This is a genomic window from Bradyrhizobium sp. 40 (assembly GCF_023100925.1).
Lineage (GTDB): Bacteria > Pseudomonadota > Alphaproteobacteria > Rhizobiales > Xanthobacteraceae > Bradyrhizobium.
In genome coordinates this window covers 3992438-4015812 of record NZ_CP064688.1, presented here as the reverse complement: position 1 = coordinate 4015812, position 23375 = coordinate 3992438, and the positions used below count along the sequence as shown (strand labels likewise).

Below are 23375 nucleotides of genomic sequence, written 5' to 3'. Positions count from 1 at the left end.
ATCTGCGCTAGAATTATCCGGGTAAAGTAGTGACATTATCGGGGTATAATAACTAACAGGATGAGCGAGACAGCTTCAGCCGAAAACCTGCTCGGGACCTACCTCAAGGACCGGCGCACCCGGCTCGACGCCGCCGCGTTCGGCTTCGCGGGTAGCCGCAGGCGTACGCCGGGACTCCGCCGCGAGGAGGTGGCGCAGCGCGCCAATATCAGCCCAACCTGGTACACCTGGCTCGAGCAGGGCCGCGGCGGCGCGCCGTCGCCCGATGTGCTCGACCGCATCGCGCGAGCGCTGATGCTGACCGATGTCGAGCGTGAACACCTGTTCCTGATCGGGCTCGGCCGCCCGCCCGAGGTGCGCTACCAGGCGAGCGAAGGCGTCTCGCCGCGGCTGCAACGCGTGCTCGACGCGCTGGAGACCAGCCCGGCGATCATCAGAACTGCAATCTGGGACGTCGTTGCCTGGAATCGCGCCGCGACCATCGTGCTGACCGATTACGCCAAGCTCCCGCCGGAGCGACGCAACATCTTGCGGTTGATCTTCTGCGAGCCGCGGGTGCGCGCCGCGCAACATGACTGGGGCCGTGTGGCCCGCTTCGTGGTCGCCGCCTTCAGGGCGGATGCAGCGCGGGCCGGGGCCGTCTCGCATGTCGCCGACTTCGTCGATGAGCTCTGCCGCCTTAGCCCCGAATTCGCGTCGCTATGGCGCGACAACGACGTCCGCGCCCATGGCGAAGGCGTCAAGCATCTGCGCCACCCCGTGCTCGGTCCGATCGCGTTCGAATATTCGGCCTTTGCCGTAGATGGTAGGCCAGATCTCGGCATGGTCGTCTACAATCCGGCGACGCCTGATGATGCCGAACGCATCAGGACACTTCTCGCCGAGCGCGCTGGCTGACGGAATTTGCGAACTCGCGCGTTCAACCTGCATCGGGCGACGCGCGCGCGGTGCTTGCCGTCAACACTGCGAATTAGAATCGCTCCGGCCGGTACGGCGTCGGATCGATCGCGGGCGTTTCGCCGCTCATCATCTCGGCGAGCAGGCGCCCGGTCGCGGGTCCCAGCGTAAAGCCCTGGTGGCCGTGGCCGAAGTTCATCCAGAGGCCGGGATGGCGTGGGGCGGGGCCGAGCACCGGCAGCATGTCGGGCGTGCAGGGGCGGGTGCCGAACCACGGATCGGGCTCGACCCGCTTGCCGAGGTCGATCAGCTCGCGCGCGGAGGCTTCCGCGCTGGCGAGCTGCACGGGCGTTGCGAGCGCGTCCAGGCCGGTCAGCTCCGCGCCGGTGGTGATGCGGATGCCTTTGGCCATCGGACCCATGGCGTAGCCACCGGCTTTATCGACCAGAGGCAGATCGAGCGAGGCGCCACCGCTGTAATGCATGTGGTAGCCGCGCTTGCGCACCAGCGGGATGCGATAGCCGAATTTGAGCAGGAGATCCGGCGACCACGGCCCGAGCGTCACGACGGCGTGGGCGGCGTCGATGCGTCCAACGTCGGTCCCGACCGACCAGCCGGTCGCGGTTTGCTGCAAGCTCTGGGCATCGCCTAGCACGATGGTGCCGCCGAGGCGTTCGAACAGATCGGCATAGGCCGTGACCAGCGCGCCGGGATCGGACACGGTCCAGGTGTCGAGCCAATGGATCGCGCCGGGCAGGTCGTCGCGCAGGACAGGTTCGGCCTTGGCGAGCTCGGCGCCCGAGAGCGTACGAAACCTCACGCCGAATTCGCGCTGGTCTTCTTCCGCCGCCTTGACAGCGAGATCGAACGAAGCTGCGTCGCGATGCAGGTGCCGGTATCCCGCGCGGCGGATCAGATTGTCGGCGTGGGCTTCGCGAATGAGGATGTCGTGCTCCGCCGTCGCGTAGGCGATCAGCCGTGCCCAGGCGTCGATCGCTTCGCGATGCCGCTTCGGCGCCGAATGCCACCAATACCGCAGCAGGGGCTCGATATGGAGATGAAGCGATGACAGGCTGTAACGCACGTCGTTGGTGCGTCCGGTCGCGATCTTCAGGAGCGTGGCGAGGTCGCGCGGCATCGGATAGGGGCGCACCGCTTCCGCCTGGATCATGCCGGCATTGCCGTAGCTGGTCTCGCGGCCCGGCTCCCTGCGGTCGATCAGCGTGACGGACCAGCCGCGCTGCTGGAGGTGCAGCGCCGCGCTGACGCCGATCATGCCGCCGCCGAGGACGATCACGCTTTGCATCGAACTGACCTCGCAAATCAAAACCGCCCGGTTTGGCCGGGCGGTTTCAACAGTTTTGTTCGCTTTATTCGCCGCCGCCGAAGCGGCGCGACCACCAGCCGGCACGACGCGGTGCGGCCGACGTTTCGCTTGCCGCTGCGGGCGCGGGCTCCGGAGCCGGTGCGGCAACCGGCTCGGGCGCCTGAGCAACCGGCGCCGGTTCACTCTGGCTGCTCGACAGGAAGCTCACCTTTTCCCGAACCGTCGAACGGCGTCGTGAGGCCTTGTCGTCGGCGTTCTCTTCGTCCGCGGCAGCAGGAGCCGGCTCAGGCCGGGCCGTTGCCTCGATGCTTGCCTCGATCTTTGCCGCGGCGCGCGGCTCTGGCTGGGTGACCTGCGGCTGCGAGGTGTGCTCGGCCTGCGCGATCGAGGGCGCTGCCTCGCCGCTGAAACCGTCGAAATCGGCGACTGCGTCGGTCGCTTCCGACGGCGCATTGGCCGCGAGCTCGTCGCCGATGGAGCCGGCGAGACCTTCCTCGCCAGGACCACGCCGGCGGCGTCCGCCACGGCGACCACGCCGGCGGCGGCGGTCCGCGCTGCCCTGCTGCTCGCCACGGGCTGCCTGGTCCTCGCCGTCCTCGCCGTCCGGCTCGGCCTCGGCATCCTCTTCGCCTTCGCCGGCCGCCATGGCCGTCTCGGCAAGAGCGGGAGCGCCATCCTCGCGCGTCTCCTCGTCGCGCGGGCCACCGCGACCGCGGCGACGACGGCGACGCTTGCGGCGCTGGCTGTCCTGCTCGGTAGCGTCGCCTGCGGTCTGCTCGCCTGCGGTCTGCTCCTCGGCGAGACCTTCGGTCTCCTCGGTCTCGACCTCGGATTCGGTCTCGGGATCGAATTCCTCGTCGTCATAAGCCTCTTCGACCAGGGGCGGCGGGCTTGCGGCCGCCTGGGCCGCCAGCAGAGCCTTGGCGGCTTCCAGCGTATGCACCTGCTCGCCGCGGTCGATGACATAGGCCTGAGGTCCGTTGACGCTCGGGTCGGCGATGACCGCCAACGTGACCTTGAAGCCGTTCTCGAGGTCGCGCAGATGGCCGCGCTTGTGGTTCAGCACATAGAGCGCGACGTCAGTGCGGGTGCGGACCACCAGATTGTGGGTCGCGCCCTTCATCAGGATCTCTTCGAGGCCGCGCAGCAACTGGAGCGCAACCGAGGACACCGAGCGCACATGGCCGGTGCCGCCGCAATGCGTGCAGGGATCGGTCGAGGACTCCAGCACGCTGGCGCGGATGCGCTGGCGCGACATCTCGAGCAGGCCGAAATGCGAGATGCGTCCGACCTGGATCCGCGCGCGGTCCTGCCGGAGGCAATCGGACATCTTGCGTTCGACCGCGCGGTTGTTGCGCTTCTCGTCCATGTCGATGAAGTCGATGACGATCAGGCCGGCGAGGTCGCGCAGCCGAAGCTGACGCGCGACCTCCTCGGAGGCCTCGAGATTGGTCTTGAGCGCGGTGTCCTCGATATGATGCTCGCGCGTCGAGCGTCCGGAGTTGACGTCGATCGAAACCAGCGCTTCGGTCTGGTTGATCACGATGTAGCCGCCGGAGCGCAGCTGCACGGTCGGCGAGAACATCGCATCCAGCTGGCTTTCGACGCCCATGCGCGAGAACAGCGGCTGGCCGTCGCGATACTGCTTCACCGCGCTCACATTGGCGGGCATCAGCATCTTCATGAAGTCGCGCGCTTCGCGGTAACCGGATTCACCGGCAACTGAGATCTCGTCGATCTCCTTGTTGTAGAGGTCGCGCAGCGAGCGCTTGATCAGCGAGCCTTCCTCGTAGACGAGGGTCGGGGCCTGCGACTTCAGCGTCATGTCGCGCACCGTCTCCCACATCCGGATCAGGTACTCGAAATCGCGCTTGATCTCGGGCTTGGTGCGGGCGGCACCCGCGGTGCGCAGAATGATCCCCATGCCCTCGGGCACGTCGAGATCCTGCACCACTTCCTTCAGGCGCGAACGGTCCTGCGCGCTCGTGATCTTGCGGCTGATGCCGCCGCCGCGCGCGGTGTTCGGCATCAAGACGGCATAGCGGCCGGCGAGCGAGAGGTAGGTCGTCAGCGCCGCGCCCTTGTTGCCGCGCTCTTCCTTGACGACCTGCACCAGCATCACCTGGCGGCGCTTGATGACTTCCTGGATCTTGTACTGGCGGCGGGGGCGGAAGGTGCGTTCCGGCACTTCCTCCAGCACATCGTCGCCGCCGACGGATTCAACGACGTCCTCTTCGGCTTCCTCGTCGTCCTCGTCTTCGTCGTCATCCTCGGCCGTGGCTTCGGATTCGTGATGCGGAGGCTCCGCACTCTCGCCTGCGGCGTAAACGGCGTCGGCAGGCTCAGCAGCCGATGTCACGGCCTCGGCAAGGTCGTCGGCGTGTGCGTCGGAGGCAACCTCCTGCGGCTCGGCAACGGCCTCGGTGGCGACCGCGGGCTCGGCACCGATCGCTGCGACAGGCGCCGGTGTCTCGTCGGCATGATCATGGTCGTGATGACCATGGTCGCCATGATCGTGGTCGTGATGTTCGTGCGCGTGATGATCGTCACCATGGGCATGATGATGGTCGTCGTGGTCATGCCCTTCGTGGTCATGTGCTTCGTGGCCGTGATCATGATGATCGTGGCCTTCGTGCTCGCCGTGATGCTCTGCGCCGGCGTGCAGGTGCTCGCCCTCGTGCGACGCGCCCTCGGGCAGGGCCTCGCCCTGGACCTGCCGGGCCGCGGGATCGCTGCCTTCGACGACGTCGCTGCGGACGCGCTCGCCATGACTACGGCGGCGGGAATTGCGGTGGCGGGAGCGACGGCGACCCTGGGAGCGGTTCTCGCTCTCTTCCTCGGCCTCGCGATGGGCCTGCTCCTCGGCTTCGATCAGCGCCTGCCGGTCGGCAACCGGGATCTGGTAGTAGTCGGGATGGATTTCGCTGAAGGCGAGGAAGCCGTGGCGGTTGCCGCCATATTCGACGAAAGCGGCCTGGAGCGAGGGTTCGACCCTTGTGACCTTGGCGAGGTAGATATTCCCGCGCAGTTGCTTGCGTTGCGCGGTCTCGAAATCAAACTCTTCGACGCGATTGCCGCGGACCACGACGACCCGGGTCTCTTCCGGGTGGGTGGCATCGATCAACATCTTGTTGGGCATGTCTTAACTCTTGGCGGCGGCGGGCGCGATTCACCGTGGGCGCCATCAGCGCTGCCGGGTGACGCGACGGTCCACCTGATTCGGGGGTGAGGGGAAGGCCGAAACACCGTCTCTCGCGCCTTGCCGAACCGAAAGCCGGAGGACCAAAGCGGCGCGCAGAATTGTCACTCCGCAGCGTCGCGAATGGTCCTTCGGAATTGGTCGGCACAGTCTGGCGCATCAAGCGTCGGCCCGTATGAAACATTGGGCGGCGGGGCCGCCCCTCAATCAGTTGCTGTTGGCCAGGCATGGCGCGAGCGCGCTCGCCTTGGGTATTACGAACCGTTCCCCTGGGATTAAGGGACCGGGTAACGGGTCGCGCCGCTGTCAGAACCGTCCCGGAAACGTGGTGGTAACCGGGGACCGTCCGCCGCCGGGGCTTGCCCCGTCCACCTCGCTGCCGCGCACCGCGCTGGACTTAGAGGGGAACGGAAAACGCTGGAATTCCCAAACCTTGAGAGTTCCGGCGCTGCACCGGGAGGCTGAATGCGACACAACCGGAAATATCGGCCGTCAGCATTCCGTACATACGTGGATTGGGCCATCCGTGCAAGGAGCGTCGCACGGCGGTCACAGTCAGCGAGTTTCGCGTGTCCGTCATTAAGGATCGTTTAACCCTGTGGTTCTATTGCGTTAAAGAGGCTGCTCGGAGGCACGGAATCGGTGGCGAGCCGCGCAAATCAAAGGATCCTGCTGGGATGCGTGCTGCTCTGCGCGGCGGCATTGCCGTGTGCTGATTCCTCGCGTCTGAAGGCTGCGGAAAGTCAGCCTCAACTCCCTGTTGCATCAGCGAATTTCCCGACGGCCTCGGCCGCCCGGCTGGCCGGCGACGGCCGGCAAACGCGCTTTGTCCTCGACATCGACCAGACCGTGACCTTCCGCGCCGTCACCTTGGCTGACCCGTACCGGGTGGTGGTCGACGTGCCCCAGCTTAATTTTCAACTTCCCGCCGGCACCGGTTCCGGCGGACGCGGACTGGTCAAGGCCTTCCGCTATGGGCTGGTGATGCCCGGCGGCTCCCGAATCGTGTTCGACCTGACCGGCCCGGCCAAGATCGCCAATTCCTACGTGGTGGAGGCTGCCAACGGTCAGCCGGCGCGGCTGGTGCTCGAATTGGAGGAGGTCGAGCGCACCGCCTTCGTGGCGTCGTTAGCTCCGGAAAACCGCCCTGAGCTGCGGCCGGCAATTGCCGATCCGCCGCCCGCGACGGTTCCGGCATCTGCGCACCCTGAAGCCGGGCAGAAGGCCGATGGCCGCGCGGTGGTCGTCATCGATCCCGGCCATGGCGGCATCGACAACGGCACGCAGTCGAGCGGCGAGAGCGAGAAGAATCTGGTGCTGGCCTTCAGCCTGGCACTGCGCGAACGGCTGGAAAAGACCGGCAAATATCGCGTGGTGATGACACGGGACGACGACACCTTCATCCCGCTCAACGACCGGGTCAAAGTCGCCCGCAACCTCAAGGCGGCGTTGTTCGTCTCTATCCATGCCGACGCGCTGCCGCGCGCCGAGGGCGATGCGCAGGGCGCGACTATCTACACATTATCCGACAAGGCATCAGACGCCGAGGCGCAGCGGCTGGCGGATGCGGAAAACCGGGCGGACGCCATCGCCGGCTTCAACCTCGCGGAGGAGCCGACCGATGTCGCCGACATCCTGATCGATCTCACCCAGCGGGAAACCCGCACCTTTTCAAGTCGTTTTGCCCGCCTGTTGATGGGCGAAATGAAGTCGACGGTGCGCATGCACAAGCATCCCCTGAAGTCGGCTGGCTTCCGGGTGCTGAAGGCGCCCGATGTGCCGTCGGTCCTGGTCGAGATCGGCTACGTCTCCAACAAGGGCGACCTCGAGCATCTGGTCTCCGAGGGATGGCGTTCGCGTGCGGTGGGCTCGATGGCGCAGGCGATCGACGGGTTTTTGGCCAAGCGGATGGCCACGGCCGGATCGTCGAATTGACGACCGGGGGATCGTCCAATTGACGACCGGGGGATCGTCGAACTGACGACCCGGGGATCGTCGAATTGAGAGTGATTTTCCGTCCCGCCGCAAAAGCCCTAGTTTGGCCACAGCGGGCGCTTTATAAAAACGCCGCAGGGGGTTCCGGAATCGGCGAGAATCCCGCTCGGCAAGCGTCTTGGGTCCGGCACTGATAGTATTGAGTAAGGCCGGTGAATTCGCGATGGTTTGGTGCCTGTTTTCGGTGCCAAGGGCTGATCTTAAGCTGGTCTTGGGCTGATCTTTGGGCTGATCCAGAGTTTGAACGGATAAACAGATAATGCGCTTGCTGGTGCGGTTCATGGGCTTCCTGTTCGCCGCGGGAACGGTGTTGTTCCTTGTCGGGGTCGGTGCCATCGCAGGCCTGATCTGGCATTTCTCCAAGGACTTGCCGGACTACTCTCAGCTTCAGGATTACGAGCCGCCGGTGATGACCCGCGTGCACGCGACCGACGGCTCGCTTCTCGGCGAATACGCCAAGGAGCGGCGGCTTTACCTGCCGATCCAGGCGGTGCCGAAGCTCGTGATCAACGCTTTCCTCGCGGCCGAGGACAAGAATTTCTACGAGCATGGCGGCATCGACTACACCGGCATGGCGCGCGCCGGCGTGGTCTACATCCAGAATTACGGCTCCAATCGCCGCCCGCAGGGCGCTTCCACGATCACCCAGCAGGTCGCCAAGAACTTCCTTCTGACCAACGAAGTCTCCTTCGCCCGCAAGATCAAGGAAGCCTTGCTGGCGATGCGGATCGAGAAGACCTACTCGAAGGACAAGATCCTCGAGCTGTATCTGAATGAAATCTATCTGGGCCTCGGTGCCTACGGCATCGCGGCTGCGTCGCTGGTTTATTTCGACAAGTCGGTGAACGAGCTGACGGTGGCAGAAGCGTCCTATCTCGCGGCGCTGCCGAAGATGCCCGCGACGCTGCATCCCGTTCGCAACCGCGACCGCGCCATCGAGCGCCGCAACTACGTCATCGATCGTCTGGTTGAGAACGGCTGGGTCAAGCAGGCCGACGCCGACAAGGCGCGCAAGGAGCCGCTGGCCGTGACCAGCCGTTCCAACGGCGCCCACACCTTCGCCGGCGAATATTTCGCCGAGGAAGTGCGCCGCGACATCTTCGAGCGCTATGGCGAGAAGAAGCTGTACGAGGGCGGCCTCTCGGTCCGCACCACGCTCGATCCGAAGATCCAGGTCATGGCGCGCAAGACCATGGTCGCCGGACTCGTCAACTATGACGAGCAGCAGGGCTATCGCGGCGCCATCAGCAAGCTCGACATTTCGGGCGACTGGGGCGTCAAGCTCGCCGAGATCAAGTCTCTGTCCGATATCTCGCCATGGCGCATGGCGGTGGTGCTGGAGACCAGCGACCAGTCGGCGCGCATCGGCTTCCAGCCGAGTCGCGAACTCGGCGGCGCCATTAGCAAGCAGCGCGAGACCGGCCTCATCACGCTCGACGGCATCAAATGGGCACGAGCGGCCTCGGGGGCTGCGAAGGGCAGGGCGGCGAGCGCGGTGTCGCAAGTGCTTCAGCCCGGCGATGTGATCTATGCCGATCCGCTGTACAAGGACGCCCAGCCTGTCGAGGGCCAGTACCGGCTGCGCCAGATTCCCGAAGTGTCCGGCGCGATGGTGGTGATGGACCCCTGGACCGGCCGCGTGCTGGCGATGGTCGGTGGCTTCTCGTTCGACCAGAGCCAGTTCAACCGCGCCACGCAGGCCTATCGGCAGCCCGGTTCGTCATTCAAGCCGATCGTCTACTCGGCCGCGCTCGACAACGGCTATACGCCCTCGACTGTCGTGCTCGACGCTCCGATCGAAATCGACCAGGGCCAGGGCGCCGGCGTGTGGCGGCCTGAAAACTTCTCCTCGGGCAAATTCCAGGGGCCGGTGACGCTGCGCAATGCGCTGCGGCAGTCGCTCAACACGGTGACGGTGCGCCTCGCCCAGGACATCGGCATGCCCCTGATCGGCGAATATGCCCGCCGCTTCGGCGTTTATGACGAACTGCCGAACTATCTCTCCTACGCGCTCGGCGCCGGCGAGACTACGGCGATGCGCATGGTCACGGCCTATTCGATGCTCGCCAATGGCGGCCGCCGGGTGAAGCCGACTCTGATCGACCGGATCCAGGATCGCTACGGCCACACCATCTTTAAGCACGACCAGCGCGAATGCCGCGGCTGCGACGCGCCGGGCGGCTGGAAGAACCAGAACGAGCCGCAGCTGATCGACCGCCGCGAGCAGGTGCTGGATTCCATGACCGCCTATCAGATCACAGAGCTGATGGAAGGCGTGGTCCAGGCTGGTACCGCGACCGTGGTCAAGCAGGTCGGCAAGCCGATCGCCGGCAAGACCGGCACCACCAACGAGGCCAAGGACGCCTGGTTCGTCGGCTTCTCGCCCGACGTCGCCGTTGCCATCTATATGGGCTACGACAAGCCGCGTCCGCTCGGCAAGGGTAACGCCGCGACCGGCGGCCATCTGGCGGCTCCCATCGCACGCGACTTCCTCCAGCTCGCGCTCGCCGACAAGCCGGCGGTCCCGTTCAAGGTGCCGGCCGGCATCAAGCTGGTGCGGGTCGTCGCCAAGTCTGGCATGCGCGCCGGTCCAGGCGAGACCGGCGGAACAATCCTCGAAGCCTTCAAGCCGGGCACGGCGCCGCCGGATAATTATTCGGTCATCGGCGTTGCCGATGCCGACGGCCGCATGCCGGCGTCACAGCAGCAGCAGCCGGATTCCGGTTTCTTCATGCGGCCGGGCACCGGCGGGCTGTACTAGGGCTTAGGACAAAAAGGGCGTTCTTCGCCGCGGCGGTTGCGCTTTGCAGCCGCCGCCGCTACATCCCGTTGCAACGAGACGCGGAACAATTCCGCGAGACCCGAGAATCACATGCGCGCCGAAATCGAACGGTTGGTAGAAGAGATCAAGCAGTCTGTCGGGCTGCTGAGGAGGCATCTTTGACGTCGAGAAATCGACGGCGCGCCTCGCTGAGCTGAACAAGCTCGCAGAAGATCCCAACCTCTGGAACGATCCCCAGAAAGCCCAGAAATTGATGCAGGAGCGCACCTCGCTCGAGGATGCGCTCTCCGGCATCGGCAAGGTCGAGCAGGAGCTCGAAGACGACATCGGCATGATCGAGCTCGGCGAAGCCGAGGGCGATGAGGGCGTCGTCAAGGAAGCCGAAGCCGCGCTCAAGACCCTCAAGAAGGAAGTCGCCCGACGCGAACTCGAGGCGCTGCTGTCGGGCGAGGCCGATAGTTTCGATTCCTATCTCGAAGTGCATGCCGGCGCCGGTGGCACCGAGAGCCAGGACTGGGCGCAGATGCTGCTCCGCATGTACTCGCGCTGGGCCGAAACCCGCGGCTTCAAGGTCGAGATGCTGGAAGAGTCCGAGGGCGAAGAGGCCGGCATCAAGTCCGCGACCATCCAGGTCTCCGGTCACAATGCCTATGGCTGGCTCAAGACCGAGGCGGGCGTGCACCGCCTGGTGCGGATCTCTCCATTCGATTCAAACGCGCGGCGGCACACCTCGTTCTCATCCGTAGCCGTGTTTCCGGTGATCGACGACACCATCAAGATCGACATCAAGGAATCCGACGTTCGCGTCGACACCATGCGCTCTGGTGGTGCCGGCGGCCAGCACGTCAACAAGACCGAGTCCGCGGTACGACTGACGCATATCCCGACCGGCGTCGCCGTGGTCTGCCAGGCCGGCCGCTCGCAGCACAAGAACAAGGCGCAGGCCTGGGACATGCTGCGCGCCCGGCTTTACCAGATCGAGCTGAAGCGGCGCGAGGAGAAGGCCGCCGCCGACCAGGCCGCCAAGACCGACATCGGCTGGGGCCACCAGATCCGCTCCTACGTGCTGCAGCCCTACCAGATGGTGAAGGACCTGCGCACGGGTGTGCAGACCTCGGACACCTCAGGCGTGCTCGGGGGCGATCTCGACGAGTTCATGGCCGCAACCCTGGCGCAGCGCGCCTTCGGCACTCCCGGCGCCGACATCGAGGACGTCGACTGATGCTCCGCATCGCCTTCATCGGGCTTGGACGGATGGGCCATGGCATGGCCGGCCGCTATCTCGATGCCGGTTTTACGGTGACGCTGTGGAATCGCAGCAAAACAAAAGCGGAAGACCTGATCGCGCGCGGCGCGCTGTGGGCGACCTCGCCCGAGGACGCAGCGATCGACGCCGACGCCGTCGTGACCATGGTCGCCGATGACGAGGCCTCGCGCGCAGTCTGGCTCGGCCCCAAGGGCGCAGCCAAGACGGCGAAGGCTGGCACCATCGCGATCGAATGCTCCACCGTCTCCTATGACCATGCGCGCGAGATGGGCCGCGAAATGAACGCGCGCGGGCTGATCTATATCGATTGCCCCGTGACGGGATTGCCGGATGCGGCCGCGAGCGGAAAGCTGACGCTGCTCGTTGGCGCCGATGCGGCCGATCTCGAACGCGCGCGGCCCTATCTGACACCGATCGGTTCGACCATCCGCCATTTCGGCTCGGTCGGCTCCGGCACGGTCTACAAGCTGATCAACAATCTGATGGGCGCGATCCAGATCGCCGGCCTCGCCGAGGGACTTGCCATCGCCGAGCAGGCCGGGCTCGACATGAATCTGGTGCTGGACTCGATTCAGGCTGGCGTCGCCGCGAGCCCGCAGGTGCAGCGCCACTCCAGGCGCATGGTCGCCCGCGATTTTTCCGGCGCAACGTTCACGGCGGCACTGCGGCACAAGGATGCCGCCTACGCGGTGAAGCTCGCCGAGAGCCTGCTGGCCGACAAGCCGCTGGTCGCGCGCGCCGCGGTGGAGGCCTACGCGCAGGCAAAAGCTGCGATGCCGGATGACGATGAAGGCAAGATGATCGAGCTGGTGTCGCGGCCGAAGAAAACGTCCTAGGTGTGGACTCATAAACTTCAGCTTAGCAACGCAAAGCGGAAGTCTCCGACCTTGAAGGTGTTCGGCGGCTTGTGACCCGAACGAGACATTGGCGGGTGACCTTCACACCTATAGCATGATGCGATGCACATCCTTAATGAGATAGCTGATGCTTGGGGTTGGCGGGGGGTACGGCCACGTGCATTTGTCATGCAGAATGAATTTGGCAATGTGATCTTCACTGATGAAGACGGGCAATATTGGCGCATCTGCCCAGAGGAATTGACTTGCGAGGTTGTCGCGATCAACGGAGAGAACTTTGCAAGGCTGCAAGATACGGACGAATTCTTGAAAGATTGGACTATGCGCGAACTCGTTGAACAAGTTCGCACAACGTTGGGAATGCCAGATGCTCAGCGATGCTACTGCCTGAAAATCCCCGCCACCCTGGGCGGTGCTTACGCGCTCGCCAATATTGGAACTATCGATAGAGCAGAACTGATCTCATTCTCGGGCCACGTTGCGAAACAGATCAATGATCTTCCCGACGGTGCCCAGATCCGGCTAAAGATCACCGATTAAGCTTCAGAGTGTGGTACTCCCTTGTGCGCACTTCTACTGTTCTCCAAACGCCAGCCGTCGCTGAACGAGAAGCGAAAGCGCGTTTCCCATGGCTCCAATAAGTCTGCATTTGGCCCGTTCGAGACCTGCCGGCCCGATCTGACCACGTCCGCTTATCTGGATAGACCGGAAGTCACTGCCTCTCGGGCAAACCGGCGCGAATGACCCAACTCGGACATGATCTATCGCGTCAAAGGTAATTGACAGCGTTTTGCATCCGGATCATTCTACCTTGGAAGGTAGATACGACCTGCTGCTTGCGCCCCAACGGGGACGGTGAACGTATCACAGGTCTTTCATAGCCCTTTGCCCGAACGAACGGGTCAGCAACGCAAGCTCCTGGCACCTCTTTTTCGTTCAAGCAAAGGATGAAAGGTCATGCGCGATTTTCGCGATGCCAAGGCTATGGCACACACGGTTCGAAGCTTCTTGGCGCACCAAAACCTAAAGATCACAAACAGTCAAAGTCTTGAACTGGTTGCAAAGGCATTTGGAGTTTCCGACTGGAATACGCTTGCCGCTGCAATTCGCGGCGAAGTCACGGCTGGCCGCACCGAGGTTGCCACGCCACCGGGCGCAATCGACGCGGGGATCAGGCCTCGGGCACCTCGGTATTCTACCGAGCTTGAACTCACTCTGCAGCATGCGCTCAGCTACGGCGACGCACGCAGACACCAGTACACGACGCTAGAACATCTGCTGCTTGCGCTGACCGATGATGGGAATGCTTCGAAGGCATTGCGGGCGTGCGGTGTCGATCTTGCCGCGCTCCAGAAGAGCTTGACCGACTACATCGACAACGAACTGCGGGCCATCGTGGTCGAACCTGGTAGATCCCTCGGCGGATCGCGACCATCGGCGGCGTTTCAGCGCGTGATGCAGCGCGCGGAGGCACACGCCGAGCAGATGGGCCAGCAGGAAGTCACCGGCGCAATGTGATGGTCGTTATCTTTGCCGAGCGGTTGAGCCCGGCAGTGCGGCGGCTCTACAATCAAAGCATGACCGCTGAGGATGCGGCGAACATCGTCGAACGCGGCATTGCCAAGCGAGATGGCACCGCTGCGCCCTGATCAGTTCGGGGCCGTGCCCAATTTCGGGACTTCTGTAACTGGCCCTTAGCCGACCAGTTGGGGCGACCTCGCTGTGTCCGCAATTGAAAACTGAACGGACAAGGCGCCGCCTCCGCGGGCTGATCGGGTTTATGAGTTACGCGTCCTGGCCGGTCAGCATCGCGTGGGAGAAATTCGATCGCCCCATTCATTGTCGGGATCGGTTTCATAAACCGGCATTCATCGGAAATCGGGTGGCAATGTCCGCCATGTCGTATAAGCGACCGCCTTGGTCACTGATACGAGACACCATGCCCCCGAACCACAAACGGATCGACGCGCGCGACTGGTCGCTGCTCGCTGTGCTCTCGGTCCTCTGGGGCGGCTCGTTCTTTTTCAACGGCGCTGCGCTGCGGGAATTGCCGCCGCTCACGCTGGTGCTTTTGCGAGTTGCACTCGGATCGGCCATTCTGCTGCCGCTGCTCCGCATGCAGGGCATCAGTTTCCCCCGGGGCATAGCCGGCTGGAAGCCGTTCATCGCGATAGGGCTCCTCAACAATGTCATCCCGTTCTCGCTGATCGTGATCGGCCAGACTTTCATTCCAAGCGGGCTGGCGTCGATCCTGAATGCCACCACGCCGCTGTTCACGGTGATCGTGATGGCCGCGGCAGGCGAAGAGGCCTTACGGCTGCGCCGCGTGGCCGGCGTTGCCCTCGGGCTTGCCGGCGTGATCATCCTGCGCGGATGGGGCGTTGAAACACGGGCAGGGCAGGGGCTCGGCATCCTGCTCTGCCTCGGCAGCGCCTTCAGCTATGGCTTTGCGGCGCTAGCGGCGCGGCGGTTGTTGAAGGACGCAGCCCCGCTGGGGACGGCAGCATTTCAACTGATGGCTTCCACGGTGATGATGGCGATCGTCGCCGGCGCGATGGAGCAGCCGTGGCGTCTCCCGATGCCGGGCGCGACAACGTGGCTCGCTGTGCTTGGCCTTGCCGGCTTGTCGACGGCCCTCGCCTACATCGTCTTCTTCCAGATCCTGCGGCGCTCAGGCGCGACCAATGTGATGCTGGTGACGCTGGTCATTCCCGTCACCGCCATTCTTCTGGGATGGCTGGTGCTGGGCGAGCCGATCTCGATGCGCGAGATCGCGGGCGCGATCGTGATCGGCAGCGCATTGCTGGTGATTGATGGGCGCGTTCTGAACCTGTTGCGGCGCGGCACATAGTTCCAGAGCCGCCGTTTCACCTCGCGGAAAATCGCGGCGCTTGCCAGCCGAGAGCCACCTTGCGACACTCCCAGCAAAACAAGACTACAAAACACAGGGGAGAGAACGATGCCGGGTCGTCGCAATAATTTTGCTGCCCTCGCCATTTTTGCTGCCGGCGTGCTCGTCACGACACCGGCCCTGGCGCAGAAGAAATACGATCCCGGCGCCACCGACACCGAAGTCAAGCTCGGCAATATCATGCCCTATAGCGGGCCGGCGTCGTCCTATGGCGTGATCGGCAAGACCGAGGCCGCGTTCTTCAAGATGATCAACGACCAGGGCGGCATCAACGGGCGCAAGATCAATTTCATCAGCTATGACGACGCCTATTCCCCGCCGAAGGCGATCGAGCAGGCGCGCAAGCTGGTGGAGAGCGACGAGGTGTTGCTGATCTTCCAGCCGCTCGGCACACCCTCGAACTCCGCGATCATGAAATACATGAACGCCAAGAAGGTACCGCAGCTCTTCGTTGCCTCCGGCGGCACCAAGTTCGGCGACCCCAAGAATTTCCCATGGACCATGGGATTTCAGCCGAACTACCAGAGCGAGGGGCGGATCTACGCGAAGTATATCCGTGACAAGTTTCCGAACAGCAAGATCGCGGTGCTCTGGCAGAACGACGACGCCGGCAAGGACCAGTTCAAGGGCCTGAAGGATGGGCTCGGCGACAAAGCCAATATGATCATCGCCGACAAATCCTATGAGGTCAGCGATCCTTCGATCGACTCGCAGATCGTTGCGCTTCACGATTCCGGCGCCGACATCTTCTTCTCATGGGCCGCGCCGAAAGGCTCGGCGCAGGCGATCCGGAAGGTCGGCGAGCTCGGCTGGAAGCCGAAATTCTTCCTTGCCAATACGGCTACGTCGATCGCCTCGGTGCTCAAGCCCGCCGGGCTCGACTATTCCAAGGACATCATCTCGACCGCATATCTGAAGGATCCGACCGACCCGACCTGGGACAAGGATCCGGCGGTCATCGCGTGGCGCACCTTCATGGACAAGTACTATCCCGAAGGGGACAAGACCAACGCCAACAACCTTTACGGCTACGTCCAGGCGGAGGCGATGGCGCAGGTGCTGAAGCAGTGCGGCGACAACCTCACGCGAGACAACGTCATGAAGCAGGCCACGAACCTGAAGGATTTTCACACCGACCTGATGCTGCCCGGCATCATGGTCAACACCTCCGCCGACGATTATTTTCCGATCGAGCAGATGCAGCTGATGCGCTTCAACGGACAGGCCTGGGAGCTGTTCGGCGACGTCATCACGGGCGAGGTCGGCCACGAGCGCGGACAGTAGTCAGCCCCATTTTCGGCGTCCCCCCGCTTATTCGGTGACGAGATCGGCGGCGCGTTTCGCCTTCTTGCCGGTATTCTTGACCGTCTCTTCTCCGGCCTTTTCGGCGTTGGCGCGAAGCTCACATTTGGTGCGGATCTCGTCGAGCTCGTCATCGGTCAAATGCTCAATTCCGACGAAGGAATTCTGCACCGCGCTCACCCGGATCAGTTCGTCAAGCTTCACCTGGATCGCCGCGCTATCGCGATTCTGAGAATTCTGAATCAGGAAGACCATCAGGAACGTCACGATGGTGGTGCCGGTGTTGATCACCAACTGCCATGTGTCGGAATACTGGAAGATGGGACCGGTGACCGCCCAAACCAGGATGATGCCGGCTGCAATCATGAATGTTAGCGCGCGCCCGGCCGCTTGAGATGTTCGGTTAGCAATATCGCTGAAGAGTTGAGCCGCGCTGTTACGTGGCTGGTTCGCTTTGCCCTTGGCCGGACGAGCTTTGGTATCGGTCTGTTGCATCGGAAGATCGCGCTGATAAGGGAGCTGCGATCTAACGTCGAGGGAACTCCGAAGTTCCGCGATGTAAACAGGAACCAGGCGAGCGGACTCTCAACGAGCCTAGCCCGCGCTCAGGCGCACGCCGGCGCGCAGGAATTTCTGCGGATCGACTGCTTCGCCGTCGATGCGGGTTTCGTAGTGCAGGTGCGGGCCGGTGGAACGGCCGGTCGACCCGACGAGCCCGACGACCTGGCCGATCTTCACGATCTCGCCGACCCGGACATTGATCTCGGAGAGATGGCCGTAGCGGGTCGCAAGGCCATTGCCGTGATCGACCTCGATCATGCGGCCGTAGCCGCCGGACCAGCCGGCGGAGACGACCTTGCCGTTGGCAGTGACACGAACGGGATCGCCGCTCGCGGCGCGGAAGTCGAGCCCGGTGTGCATCGCGGGCCGGCCGAGGAACGGATCGCTGCGCACGCCGAAGCCGGAGGTGAACTCGACCTCGCCGATGACGGGCTTGCGATAGGGCACGAGTGCGAGCGTGCGATTGAGCCGGTCCATCTCGGCGCGGGTGCTGTTGATGCGATAGAGCTGCTTCTCGAACGGCCCCGAACTGGCGGTGAGCTTGACGGGTACGAAAGGCCCGCCCATTGCCGTGCGTGGTACGGCGGCTTCGAGATTTGCGAGGTTCAGGCCGAGATCGCTGACGACGCCGCGCATCCGGCGCATGCGCGAATCCATGCCTTCCTCGACGGCGTTGAGCGCCGCCATCTGACGACGCTCGACCTGGTCCAGCGAGGTCGTGAGCCGAACGACGACGTTGTCGAATCCCTGGTTCTTGGCGAATTGATTGACGGGCGGAGCTGCGAGGGTCGGCGCGCGCGACTCGAGCCGCGCTTCGCGATCCGGCGGCGCCAGGAAGATCACGGTGTCGCTGATCGGTGAGGGCTTTGGCGTGCCCTGCGTCGTCTGGCTGGCATCGCCACGCTGCGGGCTGGAACGGGGAATCGATCCGGTCACGTCCGGCATGGACCCGAGCGCCGTGGCACGGGACTCCAGCGCCGTCTGGCGCTTCATGATCTGGTCGAGCTTCTGGTCGAACTGCTCCTGGTCGAGCAGCTGCCGACTGGTGGTGCGGTCGACCTTGGCGCGGAGCTCGGCGATGCGGTCTTCATAGGCGTATTGCATCTCGGCCTGCCGGGCGATCAGCCGGGTGAGGACGTCGTCGCGGAAGGCGAAATAGGTCGCGGTTGCGGCCGACCAGAGCCCGAGCAACACGATCGTGCCGACCACGATCCAGAACACCACAGGCCCCAGGCGAACCTGCTTGCCGTGATGGACGATGGTGTAGGCGTCGTCAGTGTCCGGAAGGGGAAGCGCGGTTGCCACCGCGGCAGCACGGCGATGAAAGGCTCGGCCGTGGTCGTGGGGGTGATGTTGGGGGTACTGCGAGAGTTGGGCAGAACTTTTCGACATCGGCACTCCCGCGCCGATCGGATGAGTCCGTGCGGCCTAATTGCCGCGGCAATCTGGGCCGGTCATGGTTAATTTTCCGGAAACGGAACCGCTTGAATTTAAATGATTGGTTAAAGGCTCCTTGCGGCTTCCAGCACCTCGTCGGCGTGGCCGTCGACCCGGACATTGCGCCAGATCCGGGCAATCTTGCCGTCGGCGCCAAGCAGCACGGTGGTGCGAAGAATTCCCAGGAAGCTCTTGCCATACATGGACTTTTCGCCCCAGGCGCCGTAGGCCTCCAGCATCTGGTGCGTCTCGTCCGAGATCAGGGGCACGCCCAGACCGTGCTTGTCGCGGAACTTGTCCTGAGCCTTGATCGGGTCGGCGGAGATACCAAGCACGGCGGTGCCAGCCTTGGCGAAGGCGCCGGTGAGCCGGGTGAAGTCGATGGCTTCCCTGGTGCAGCCCGGCGTGTCGGCGCGGGGGTAGAAGAACAGGACCAGCTTCTGGCCGGCATAATCCGACAGCGCGACGACACCGCCACCGTCGCGGGGCAGGCGGAAGGCGGGGGCCTTCTGACCCTCGGCCAAGCCGGCCTTCGTCGTCGCTTTGGGCGCTGATGCCGATTTGGAAGAATTTAACCGTTTCGGTGCGGCCTTATGCGATGCTGTCTTTGCTATGGTCCCAGTTGATTTGCTCGCCGGTGTCCGCTGTGTTTTCGCGGACTTAGTTTGAGTCGCAGCCCGCGCTTTCACGGGCGTCTTTTTAGCCGTCGGACTGACGGAGGGCGTTTTGGACGATTTCTTTCGGGATTTCTTGGACATACGCCTTCCTTTCGTCGCTTTCGGCGGGTCAACCAAAGCGGTATTGCAGCCTTTTTCCGGTATGCCGGAATCGTGCCTTCGGCTGGATGAGTCTGACGACGGCGAAGTCTGGTTACAAGGAATTACACGGACCACCCCACTGCTCGTTGAACGCGCTCCCGGGGCGACATGACGAACAGAAGAAATATTCGAGGTATGGCGGCAATGCCGTCGCGGGAAGCTTCGCTTCCCGTCGACGGCTGCGGCCCCGGCGGCGCTCAATCCCACGACGGGCGCCTGTATCGAGAGGCAATGGCAAGGAATACGTCGCCCCAGGATTACAATCGGGATTCGGATCGGCGCGGCAGCCAACCAGAGCAGCAGCAATGGGACGACGCCGATTGGGATCCGGATCAGGAAGCGGCGGCGGGCTATCGGGCGCGCCGGCTGTTGTCGCGTTCCAATTCGGGCTTCCATCGCTTCGCTGACGGGTTTGGGCCGCTGCGCCGCTGGCTGGGCGGCGGTCGCTGGCTGAAGCGCGTGGCCGTGGTCGTCGGTGCCCTGATTGTCATCTTCGTCGGCTGTTTCGGCGCGCTGTGGTGGCGGCTCGGTGCCGGTCCCATCAATCTCGACATTGCGACTCCGTGGCTCGCGGCCGCGATCGAGGACAATATCGGTCACGGCAACACCGTGGAGGTCGGCGGCACGCAGATCGAACGGGCCGGGCGGATCCGAATCGCCGTGCGCATCCGTGATATCGTCGTGCGCGACCACGATCACGTCATTGTCGCCACCGCACCGAAGGCCGAGGTGAAGCTGTCGGGTGCAGGCCTGCTGATGGGGCATCTGCGCGCCGAAAGCCTCAACCTCGTCGATGCCGAGCTCGCGATCCGGATCGCGCCTGACGGTACGGTCACGGTGTCGGCTGGCGACACCGCAAAGCCGCTTGCAACTGGCGTCGCCTCCAAGAAGGACGCGGGGCTGCCGCCGACTTTCCCGCGCAATGGTGTCCCACCGCCGCCATTCGCCACCGGGCCTGCGACCCCCGACGCATCGCAAGCCGCGACCCAGGCCACGGCCCCGACCGGCATTCTTCAGGGCCTCGACTGGCTCGACAGTCTGAGCATGACCGGCCTCGACGGCCAGAATCTCAACGAGATCGGCCTGAAGAACGGCAATCTGATCGTCGACGACCAGCAGCGCGGCAGCAAATGGACGTTTGAGAACATCACGCTCAGCCTGCGCCGACCGAGCCGTGGCGGCGTCGCGCTCAGCCTCGGCGAGGAGGGCGCGCGTCCGTGGTCGTTGCGTGCCACGATCGGCCCCACCGAGAACGGCGTGCGCTCAGTCGATATCCGCGCCGACAAGGTCTCGACCGCCAACATCCTGCTGGCGCTGCGGGTGAAGGATCTCACCTACACCGCCGACCTGCCGCTGACCGGCGAGCTCAAGGGCGAACTCGGCCGCGACGGCGTGCCGACCTTCTTTCGCGGCAAGATCGCAGTCGGTGCGGGCAACATCATCGACACCGATACACCCGATTATCCGATGGCGATCGACTCGGCCGAGATCAATGTCGAGTGGGACGCCAATCGGCGGGTGCTGGTCGCTCCGTTCAAGGTCCTCTCGGGCGCGAACCGTCTGACGCTTCTGGCTCATGTCGAGCCGCCCAATGGCACCGTCAATGACTGGCAGCTCGGTTTCAGCGGCGGTTCGATCCTGCTCGGCGGCATCGACAACGAGCCGCCGCTGGTCTTCAACCGTATTGCGATCGGCTTCCGCTTCGACACCGACCACAAGAGGCTGCTGTTGACCCAGGCCGACATCTCCAACGGAGAGATCGGCGTCGCCGGCACCGGTGCCATCGACTATTCGGGCGAGCCACGGCTGACATTGGGTTTTGCGGGAACGCCGATGTCGGCCTCGGCGCTCAAGCGGATGTGGCCGACGCTTGTCGTTCCCGAATTGCGCGAATGGGTGATCGAGCGGATCGAGCGTGGAACGCTCCAGCGCATCGAGATCGGCGTTAATTCGCCGACGAAGAATCTTCCGCGCAAGGGCCCACCCATTCCCGACGACGGCCTGTCCGTCAATATCGTGGCGAGCGGTGTCACGGTTCGCCCTGTCGATGGCCTGCCGGTGGTGCACGATGCCGATTTGAAGGCGCGCGTGACCGGGCGCACCGCGATGGTGAACATCGGGCAGGGCATTGCTGATACGCCGGCGGGCCGCAAGGTCACGATTTCCGACTTCGTCTTCGAGGTGCCCGATATGGCGCCCAAGCCGTCGCCGTCGCGGACCCGGTTCCGCGTCGAGGGTCCGGTGCCTGCGGCCGCCGAAATGCTTTCCAATGATCGCCTGAGCGATCTGTCGTCGACCGTCATCGATCCCAACACCAGCAAGGGGACGTTCTCGGCGAACGTCCAGCTTGGGTTGCCGGTCAAGGGCGAGCTGACCAAAGCCGACACCACCTACAGCGTGACCGCCGATCTCAACGGTTTTGGTGCCGACAAGCTGGTGATGAACCAGAAGCTGGAGGCCAACAACCTCAAGATCGTGGCGAGCAACCAGGGCTATCAGGTCAAGGGCGACGTCAAGATCAACGGGCAGGCGGCCTCGCTCGACTACCGCAAGCCCGCCGAGGGCGATGCGGACGTCAAATTGCAGACCACGCTGGACGATGCGAGCCGCGCGCGCCTCGGGTTCGATCTGGGCCCCGCCGTCAGCGGATCGGTGCCGATCAAGCTGTCGGGCAAGATCGCCGGGGGGCCCGACCAGACGACGAAGCTCGGCATCGAGGCCGACCTGACCTCGGTCAAGCTCGACAACATCCTGCCCGGCTGGGTCAAGCTGCCGGGCAGAGCGGGCAAGGCCAGCTTCAAGGTGGTGCCGACGGCGCAATCGACGCGCCTGGAGGAGATCGTCATCGAAGGCGGCGGCGCCTCGATCAAGGGGTCGATCGAGGTCGATGCCAACGGCGATCTCATGAACGCGAACTTCCCGACCTACGCGCCGTCCGACGGCGACAAGGCTTCGCTGAAGGTGGAGCGCAGCCAGGACGGCGTGGTCAAGGGCACGATGCGCGGCGACGTATTCGACGGCCGCGGCTTCCTGAAATCGGCGATCTCAGGCAATTCCAAGGACGACGCCAAGAGCAAGACGAAGAACGTCGATTTCGACATGGACGTGAAGCTCGGCGCCGTCATGGGTTTCAACGGCGAGGCGATGCGCAGCGTCGAGGCCAAGATGTCGCGGCGCAATGGTGCGGTCAAAGCCTTCACGCTGAGCGGCAGGATCGGAAAAGACACGCCTGTGGCCGCCGATTTGCGCGGCGGCCGCGCCCAGGGCAACCGCGAGGTGATCTATCTCCAGACCAGCGATGCCGGCAACTTCCTGCGCTTCACAGACACCACCAACAAGGTCTTTGGCGGCCAGATGGTGGTGGCCATGGAGCCGCCGACGTCGGAGCCCACGACCCGGGAAGGCCTGATCAATGTGCGCGACTTCTCGGTCAAGGGAATGGATCAACTCGATCGCGTCGCGGCGGGCGCTCCCAACGGGGCGCAGAGCGGCGTGGCCTTTACGGCGATGCGTGCGGAGTTCACGCGGCAGAACGGCGCGCTCACGATCCGCGACGGCGTGGTCAAGGGGCCGATGATCGGCGCCACCATCGAGGGCTCAATCGACTTTCCCGGCAATCAGGTCTGCATGAGCGGCACATTCGTGCCGATGTATGGCGTCAACAACATCTTCGGCCAGATCCCGTTGTTCGGCATCTTCCTCGGCGGCGGCAACAATGAAGGATTGATCGGCGTGACCTACGAGGTCGTCGGCACCCCGGCCGCGCCCGTGATGCGCGTCAATCCGATTTCGGCGATGGCACCCGGTCTGTTCCGCAAGATCTTCGAATTCAACACCGGCAAACAGAACTCGCCGTTCGAGGAATTCCCGTCGCAGTCGAACGATGGTTCGACCGGAACGACGCGCCAGCTCTCGAGCGGCTGCACCCTCGCGCGGCGATAGCGGCGAGCTGACTTCGTCATGCCCGGGCTTGTCCCGGGCATCCACGAACTTTGTTTCCATAAGCGCGCAGAACGTGGATG

At 64.0% G+C, this 23375-nt stretch carries 16 protein-coding genes; 11 read left to right on the top strand and 5 right to left on the bottom strand.

Annotation, left to right across the window (positions count from 1 at the left end; genetic code table 11):
- The first annotated feature begins 60 nt into the window (after nt 1-60).
- A complete protein-coding gene (locus IVB40_RS19535; RefSeq protein WP_247816030.1) occupies nt 61-897 on the top strand; it encodes a helix-turn-helix transcriptional regulator in 837 nt (278 codons plus the stop codon).
- A 73-nt stretch (nt 898-970) separates the two neighbouring features.
- Here IVB40_RS19535 and IVB40_RS19530 read toward each other — a convergent pair whose 3' ends face one another.
- Together IVB40_RS19530 and IVB40_RS19525 are read right to left on the bottom strand one after the other, a co-directional pair.
- Nucleotides 971-2203 (bottom strand): FAD-dependent oxidoreductase, encoded by a 1233-nt coding sequence (locus tag IVB40_RS19530; protein WP_247461928.1) that lies wholly within the window; start codon nt 2201-2203, stop codon nt 971-973.
- A 64-nt stretch (nt 2204-2267) separates the two neighbouring features.
- Nucleotides 2268-5363, bottom strand: coding sequence for a ribonuclease E/G (locus IVB40_RS19525; RefSeq protein ID WP_247816028.1), 3096 nt, complete (start codon nt 5361-5363; stop codon nt 2268-2270).
- 702 nt (nt 5364-6065) lie between these two features.
- Here IVB40_RS19525 and IVB40_RS19520 point away from each other — a divergent pair.
- From IVB40_RS19520 to IVB40_RS19485, 9 genes are all read left to right on the top strand, one after another.
- Entirely contained in the window at nt 6066-7358 is a 1293-nt protein-coding gene (locus IVB40_RS19520) for an N-acetylmuramoyl-L-alanine amidase (protein WP_247816027.1), read from the top strand.
- 319 nt (nt 7359-7677) lie between these two features.
- Nucleotides 7678-10179 (top strand): penicillin-binding protein 1A, encoded by a 2502-nt coding sequence (locus IVB40_RS19515; RefSeq protein WP_247286227.1) that lies wholly within the window; start codon nt 7678-7680, stop codon nt 10177-10179.
- 111 nt (nt 10180-10290) lie between these two features.
- Nucleotides 10291-11422, top strand: a protein-coding gene (gene prfB / locus IVB40_RS19510; protein WP_155809971.1) for a peptide chain release factor 2 whose coding sequence is annotated in 2 segments (ribosomal slippage) — nt 10291-10359 and nt 10361-11422 — 1131 coding nt in all. Because the reading frame shifts where the segments join, the coding sequence is not laid out codon by codon here.
- A complete protein-coding gene (locus tag IVB40_RS19505) occupies nt 11422-12303 on the top strand; it encodes an NAD(P)-dependent oxidoreductase (RefSeq protein WP_247816025.1) in 882 nt (293 codons plus the stop codon). The genes prfB and IVB40_RS19505 overlap by 1 nt, the downstream gene beginning before the upstream one ends.
- 189 nt (nt 12304-12492) lie before the next feature.
- Nucleotides 12493-12864: a T6SS immunity protein Tdi1 domain-containing protein gene (locus IVB40_RS19500; RefSeq protein ID WP_197031197.1), complete on the top strand. Its 372-nt coding sequence runs from the start codon at nt 12493-12495 to the stop codon at nt 12862-12864.
- A 417-nt stretch (nt 12865-13281) separates the two neighbouring features.
- Nucleotides 13282-13842 carry a Clp protease N-terminal domain-containing protein gene (locus IVB40_RS19495; protein ID WP_247816023.1) on the top strand — a complete coding sequence of 187 codons (561 nt, stop codon included), beginning with the start codon at nt 13282-13284 and terminating at the stop codon, nt 13840-13842.
- Nucleotides 13842-13973, top strand: a complete 132-nt coding sequence (locus tag IVB40_RS35795; RefSeq protein WP_256468198.1) for a hypothetical protein — start codon at nt 13842-13844, stop codon at nt 13971-13973. The genes IVB40_RS19495 and IVB40_RS35795 overlap by 1 nt, the downstream gene beginning before the upstream one ends.
- Before the next feature lie 290 nt (nt 13974-14263).
- Nucleotides 14264-15175 carry a DMT family transporter gene (locus IVB40_RS19490; RefSeq protein ID WP_027569843.1) on the top strand — a complete coding sequence of 304 codons (912 nt, stop codon included), beginning with the start codon at nt 14264-14266 and terminating at the stop codon, nt 15173-15175.
- 108 nt (nt 15176-15283) lie between these two features.
- Nucleotides 15284-16519 (top strand): ABC transporter substrate-binding protein, encoded by a 1236-nt coding sequence (locus IVB40_RS19485; RefSeq protein ID WP_247361249.1) that lies wholly within the window; start codon nt 15284-15286, stop codon nt 16517-16519.
- Nucleotides 16520-16546: 27 nt separating this feature from the next.
- Here IVB40_RS19485 and IVB40_RS19480 read toward each other — a convergent pair whose 3' ends face one another.
- The 3 genes from IVB40_RS19480 to IVB40_RS19470 form a co-directional block, all read right to left on the bottom strand.
- Nucleotides 16547-17032 (bottom strand): low affinity iron permease family protein, encoded by a 486-nt coding sequence (locus IVB40_RS19480; RefSeq protein ID WP_247286222.1) that lies wholly within the window; start codon nt 17030-17032, stop codon nt 16547-16549.
- Nucleotides 17033-17131: 99 nt separating this feature from the next.
- Nucleotides 17132-18490 carry a M23 family metallopeptidase gene (locus IVB40_RS19475; RefSeq protein WP_247816022.1) on the bottom strand — a complete coding sequence of 453 codons (1359 nt, stop codon included), beginning with the start codon at nt 18488-18490 and terminating at the stop codon, nt 17132-17134.
- 110 nt (nt 18491-18600) lie between these two features.
- Nucleotides 18601-19293, bottom strand: coding sequence for a peroxiredoxin (locus IVB40_RS19470; protein WP_247819563.1), 693 nt, complete (start codon nt 19291-19293; stop codon nt 18601-18603).
- A gap of 204 nt (nt 19294-19497) precedes the next feature.
- On the opposite strand from IVB40_RS19470, the gene IVB40_RS19465 reads away from it, so the two are divergent.
- Nucleotides 19498-23295 carry a DUF3971 domain-containing protein gene (locus tag IVB40_RS19465; protein ID WP_247816020.1) on the top strand — a complete coding sequence of 1266 codons (3798 nt, stop codon included), beginning with the start codon at nt 19498-19500 and terminating at the stop codon, nt 23293-23295.
- Nucleotides 23296-23375: the final 80 nt, after the last annotated feature.

Excerpts from the sequence above, each read along its gene's own strand:
- IVB40_RS19495 (WP_247816023.1), top strand. The coding sequence starts at position 13,282 with ATGCGCGATTTTCGCGATGCCAAGGCTATGGCACACACGGTTCGAAGC.
- IVB40_RS19485 (WP_247361249.1), top strand. The coding sequence starts at position 15,284 with ATGCCGGGTCGTCGCAATAATTTTGCTGCCCTCGCCATTTTTGCTGCC.
- IVB40_RS19515 (WP_247286227.1), top strand. The coding sequence starts at position 7,678 with ATGCGCTTGCTGGTGCGGTTCATGGGCTTCCTGTTCGCCGCGGGAACG.
- IVB40_RS19490 (WP_027569843.1), top strand. The coding sequence starts at position 14,264 with ATGCCCCCGAACCACAAACGGATCGACGCGCGCGACTGGTCGCTGCTC.
- IVB40_RS19470 (WP_247819563.1), bottom strand. The coding sequence starts at position 19,293 with ATGTCCAAGAAATCCCGAAAGAAATCGTCCAAAACGCCCTCCGTCAGT.
- IVB40_RS35795 (WP_256468198.1), top strand. The coding sequence starts at position 13,842 with ATGGTCGTTATCTTTGCCGAGCGGTTGAGCCCGGCAGTGCGGCGGCTC.
- IVB40_RS19465 (WP_247816020.1), top strand. The coding sequence starts at position 19,498 with ATGCCGTCGCGGGAAGCTTCGCTTCCCGTCGACGGCTGCGGCCCCGGC.
- IVB40_RS19500 (WP_197031197.1), top strand. The coding sequence starts at position 12,493 with ATGCAGAATGAATTTGGCAATGTGATCTTCACTGATGAAGACGGGCAA.
- IVB40_RS19475 (WP_247816022.1), bottom strand. The coding sequence starts at position 18,490 with ATGTCGAAAAGTTCTGCCCAACTCTCGCAGTACCCCCAACATCACCCC.
- IVB40_RS19505 (WP_247816025.1), top strand. The coding sequence starts at position 11,422 with ATGCTCCGCATCGCCTTCATCGGGCTTGGACGGATGGGCCATGGCATG.
- IVB40_RS19525 (WP_247816028.1), bottom strand. The coding sequence starts at position 5,363 with ATGCCCAACAAGATGTTGATCGATGCCACCCACCCGGAAGAGACCCGG.
- IVB40_RS19480 (WP_247286222.1), bottom strand. The coding sequence starts at position 17,032 with ATGCAACAGACCGATACCAAAGCTCGTCCGGCCAAGGGCAAAGCGAAC.
- IVB40_RS19530 (WP_247461928.1), bottom strand. The coding sequence starts at position 2,203 with ATGCAAAGCGTGATCGTCCTCGGCGGCGGCATGATCGGCGTCAGCGCG.
- IVB40_RS19535 (WP_247816030.1), top strand. The coding sequence starts at position 61 with ATGAGCGAGACAGCTTCAGCCGAAAACCTGCTCGGGACCTACCTCAAG.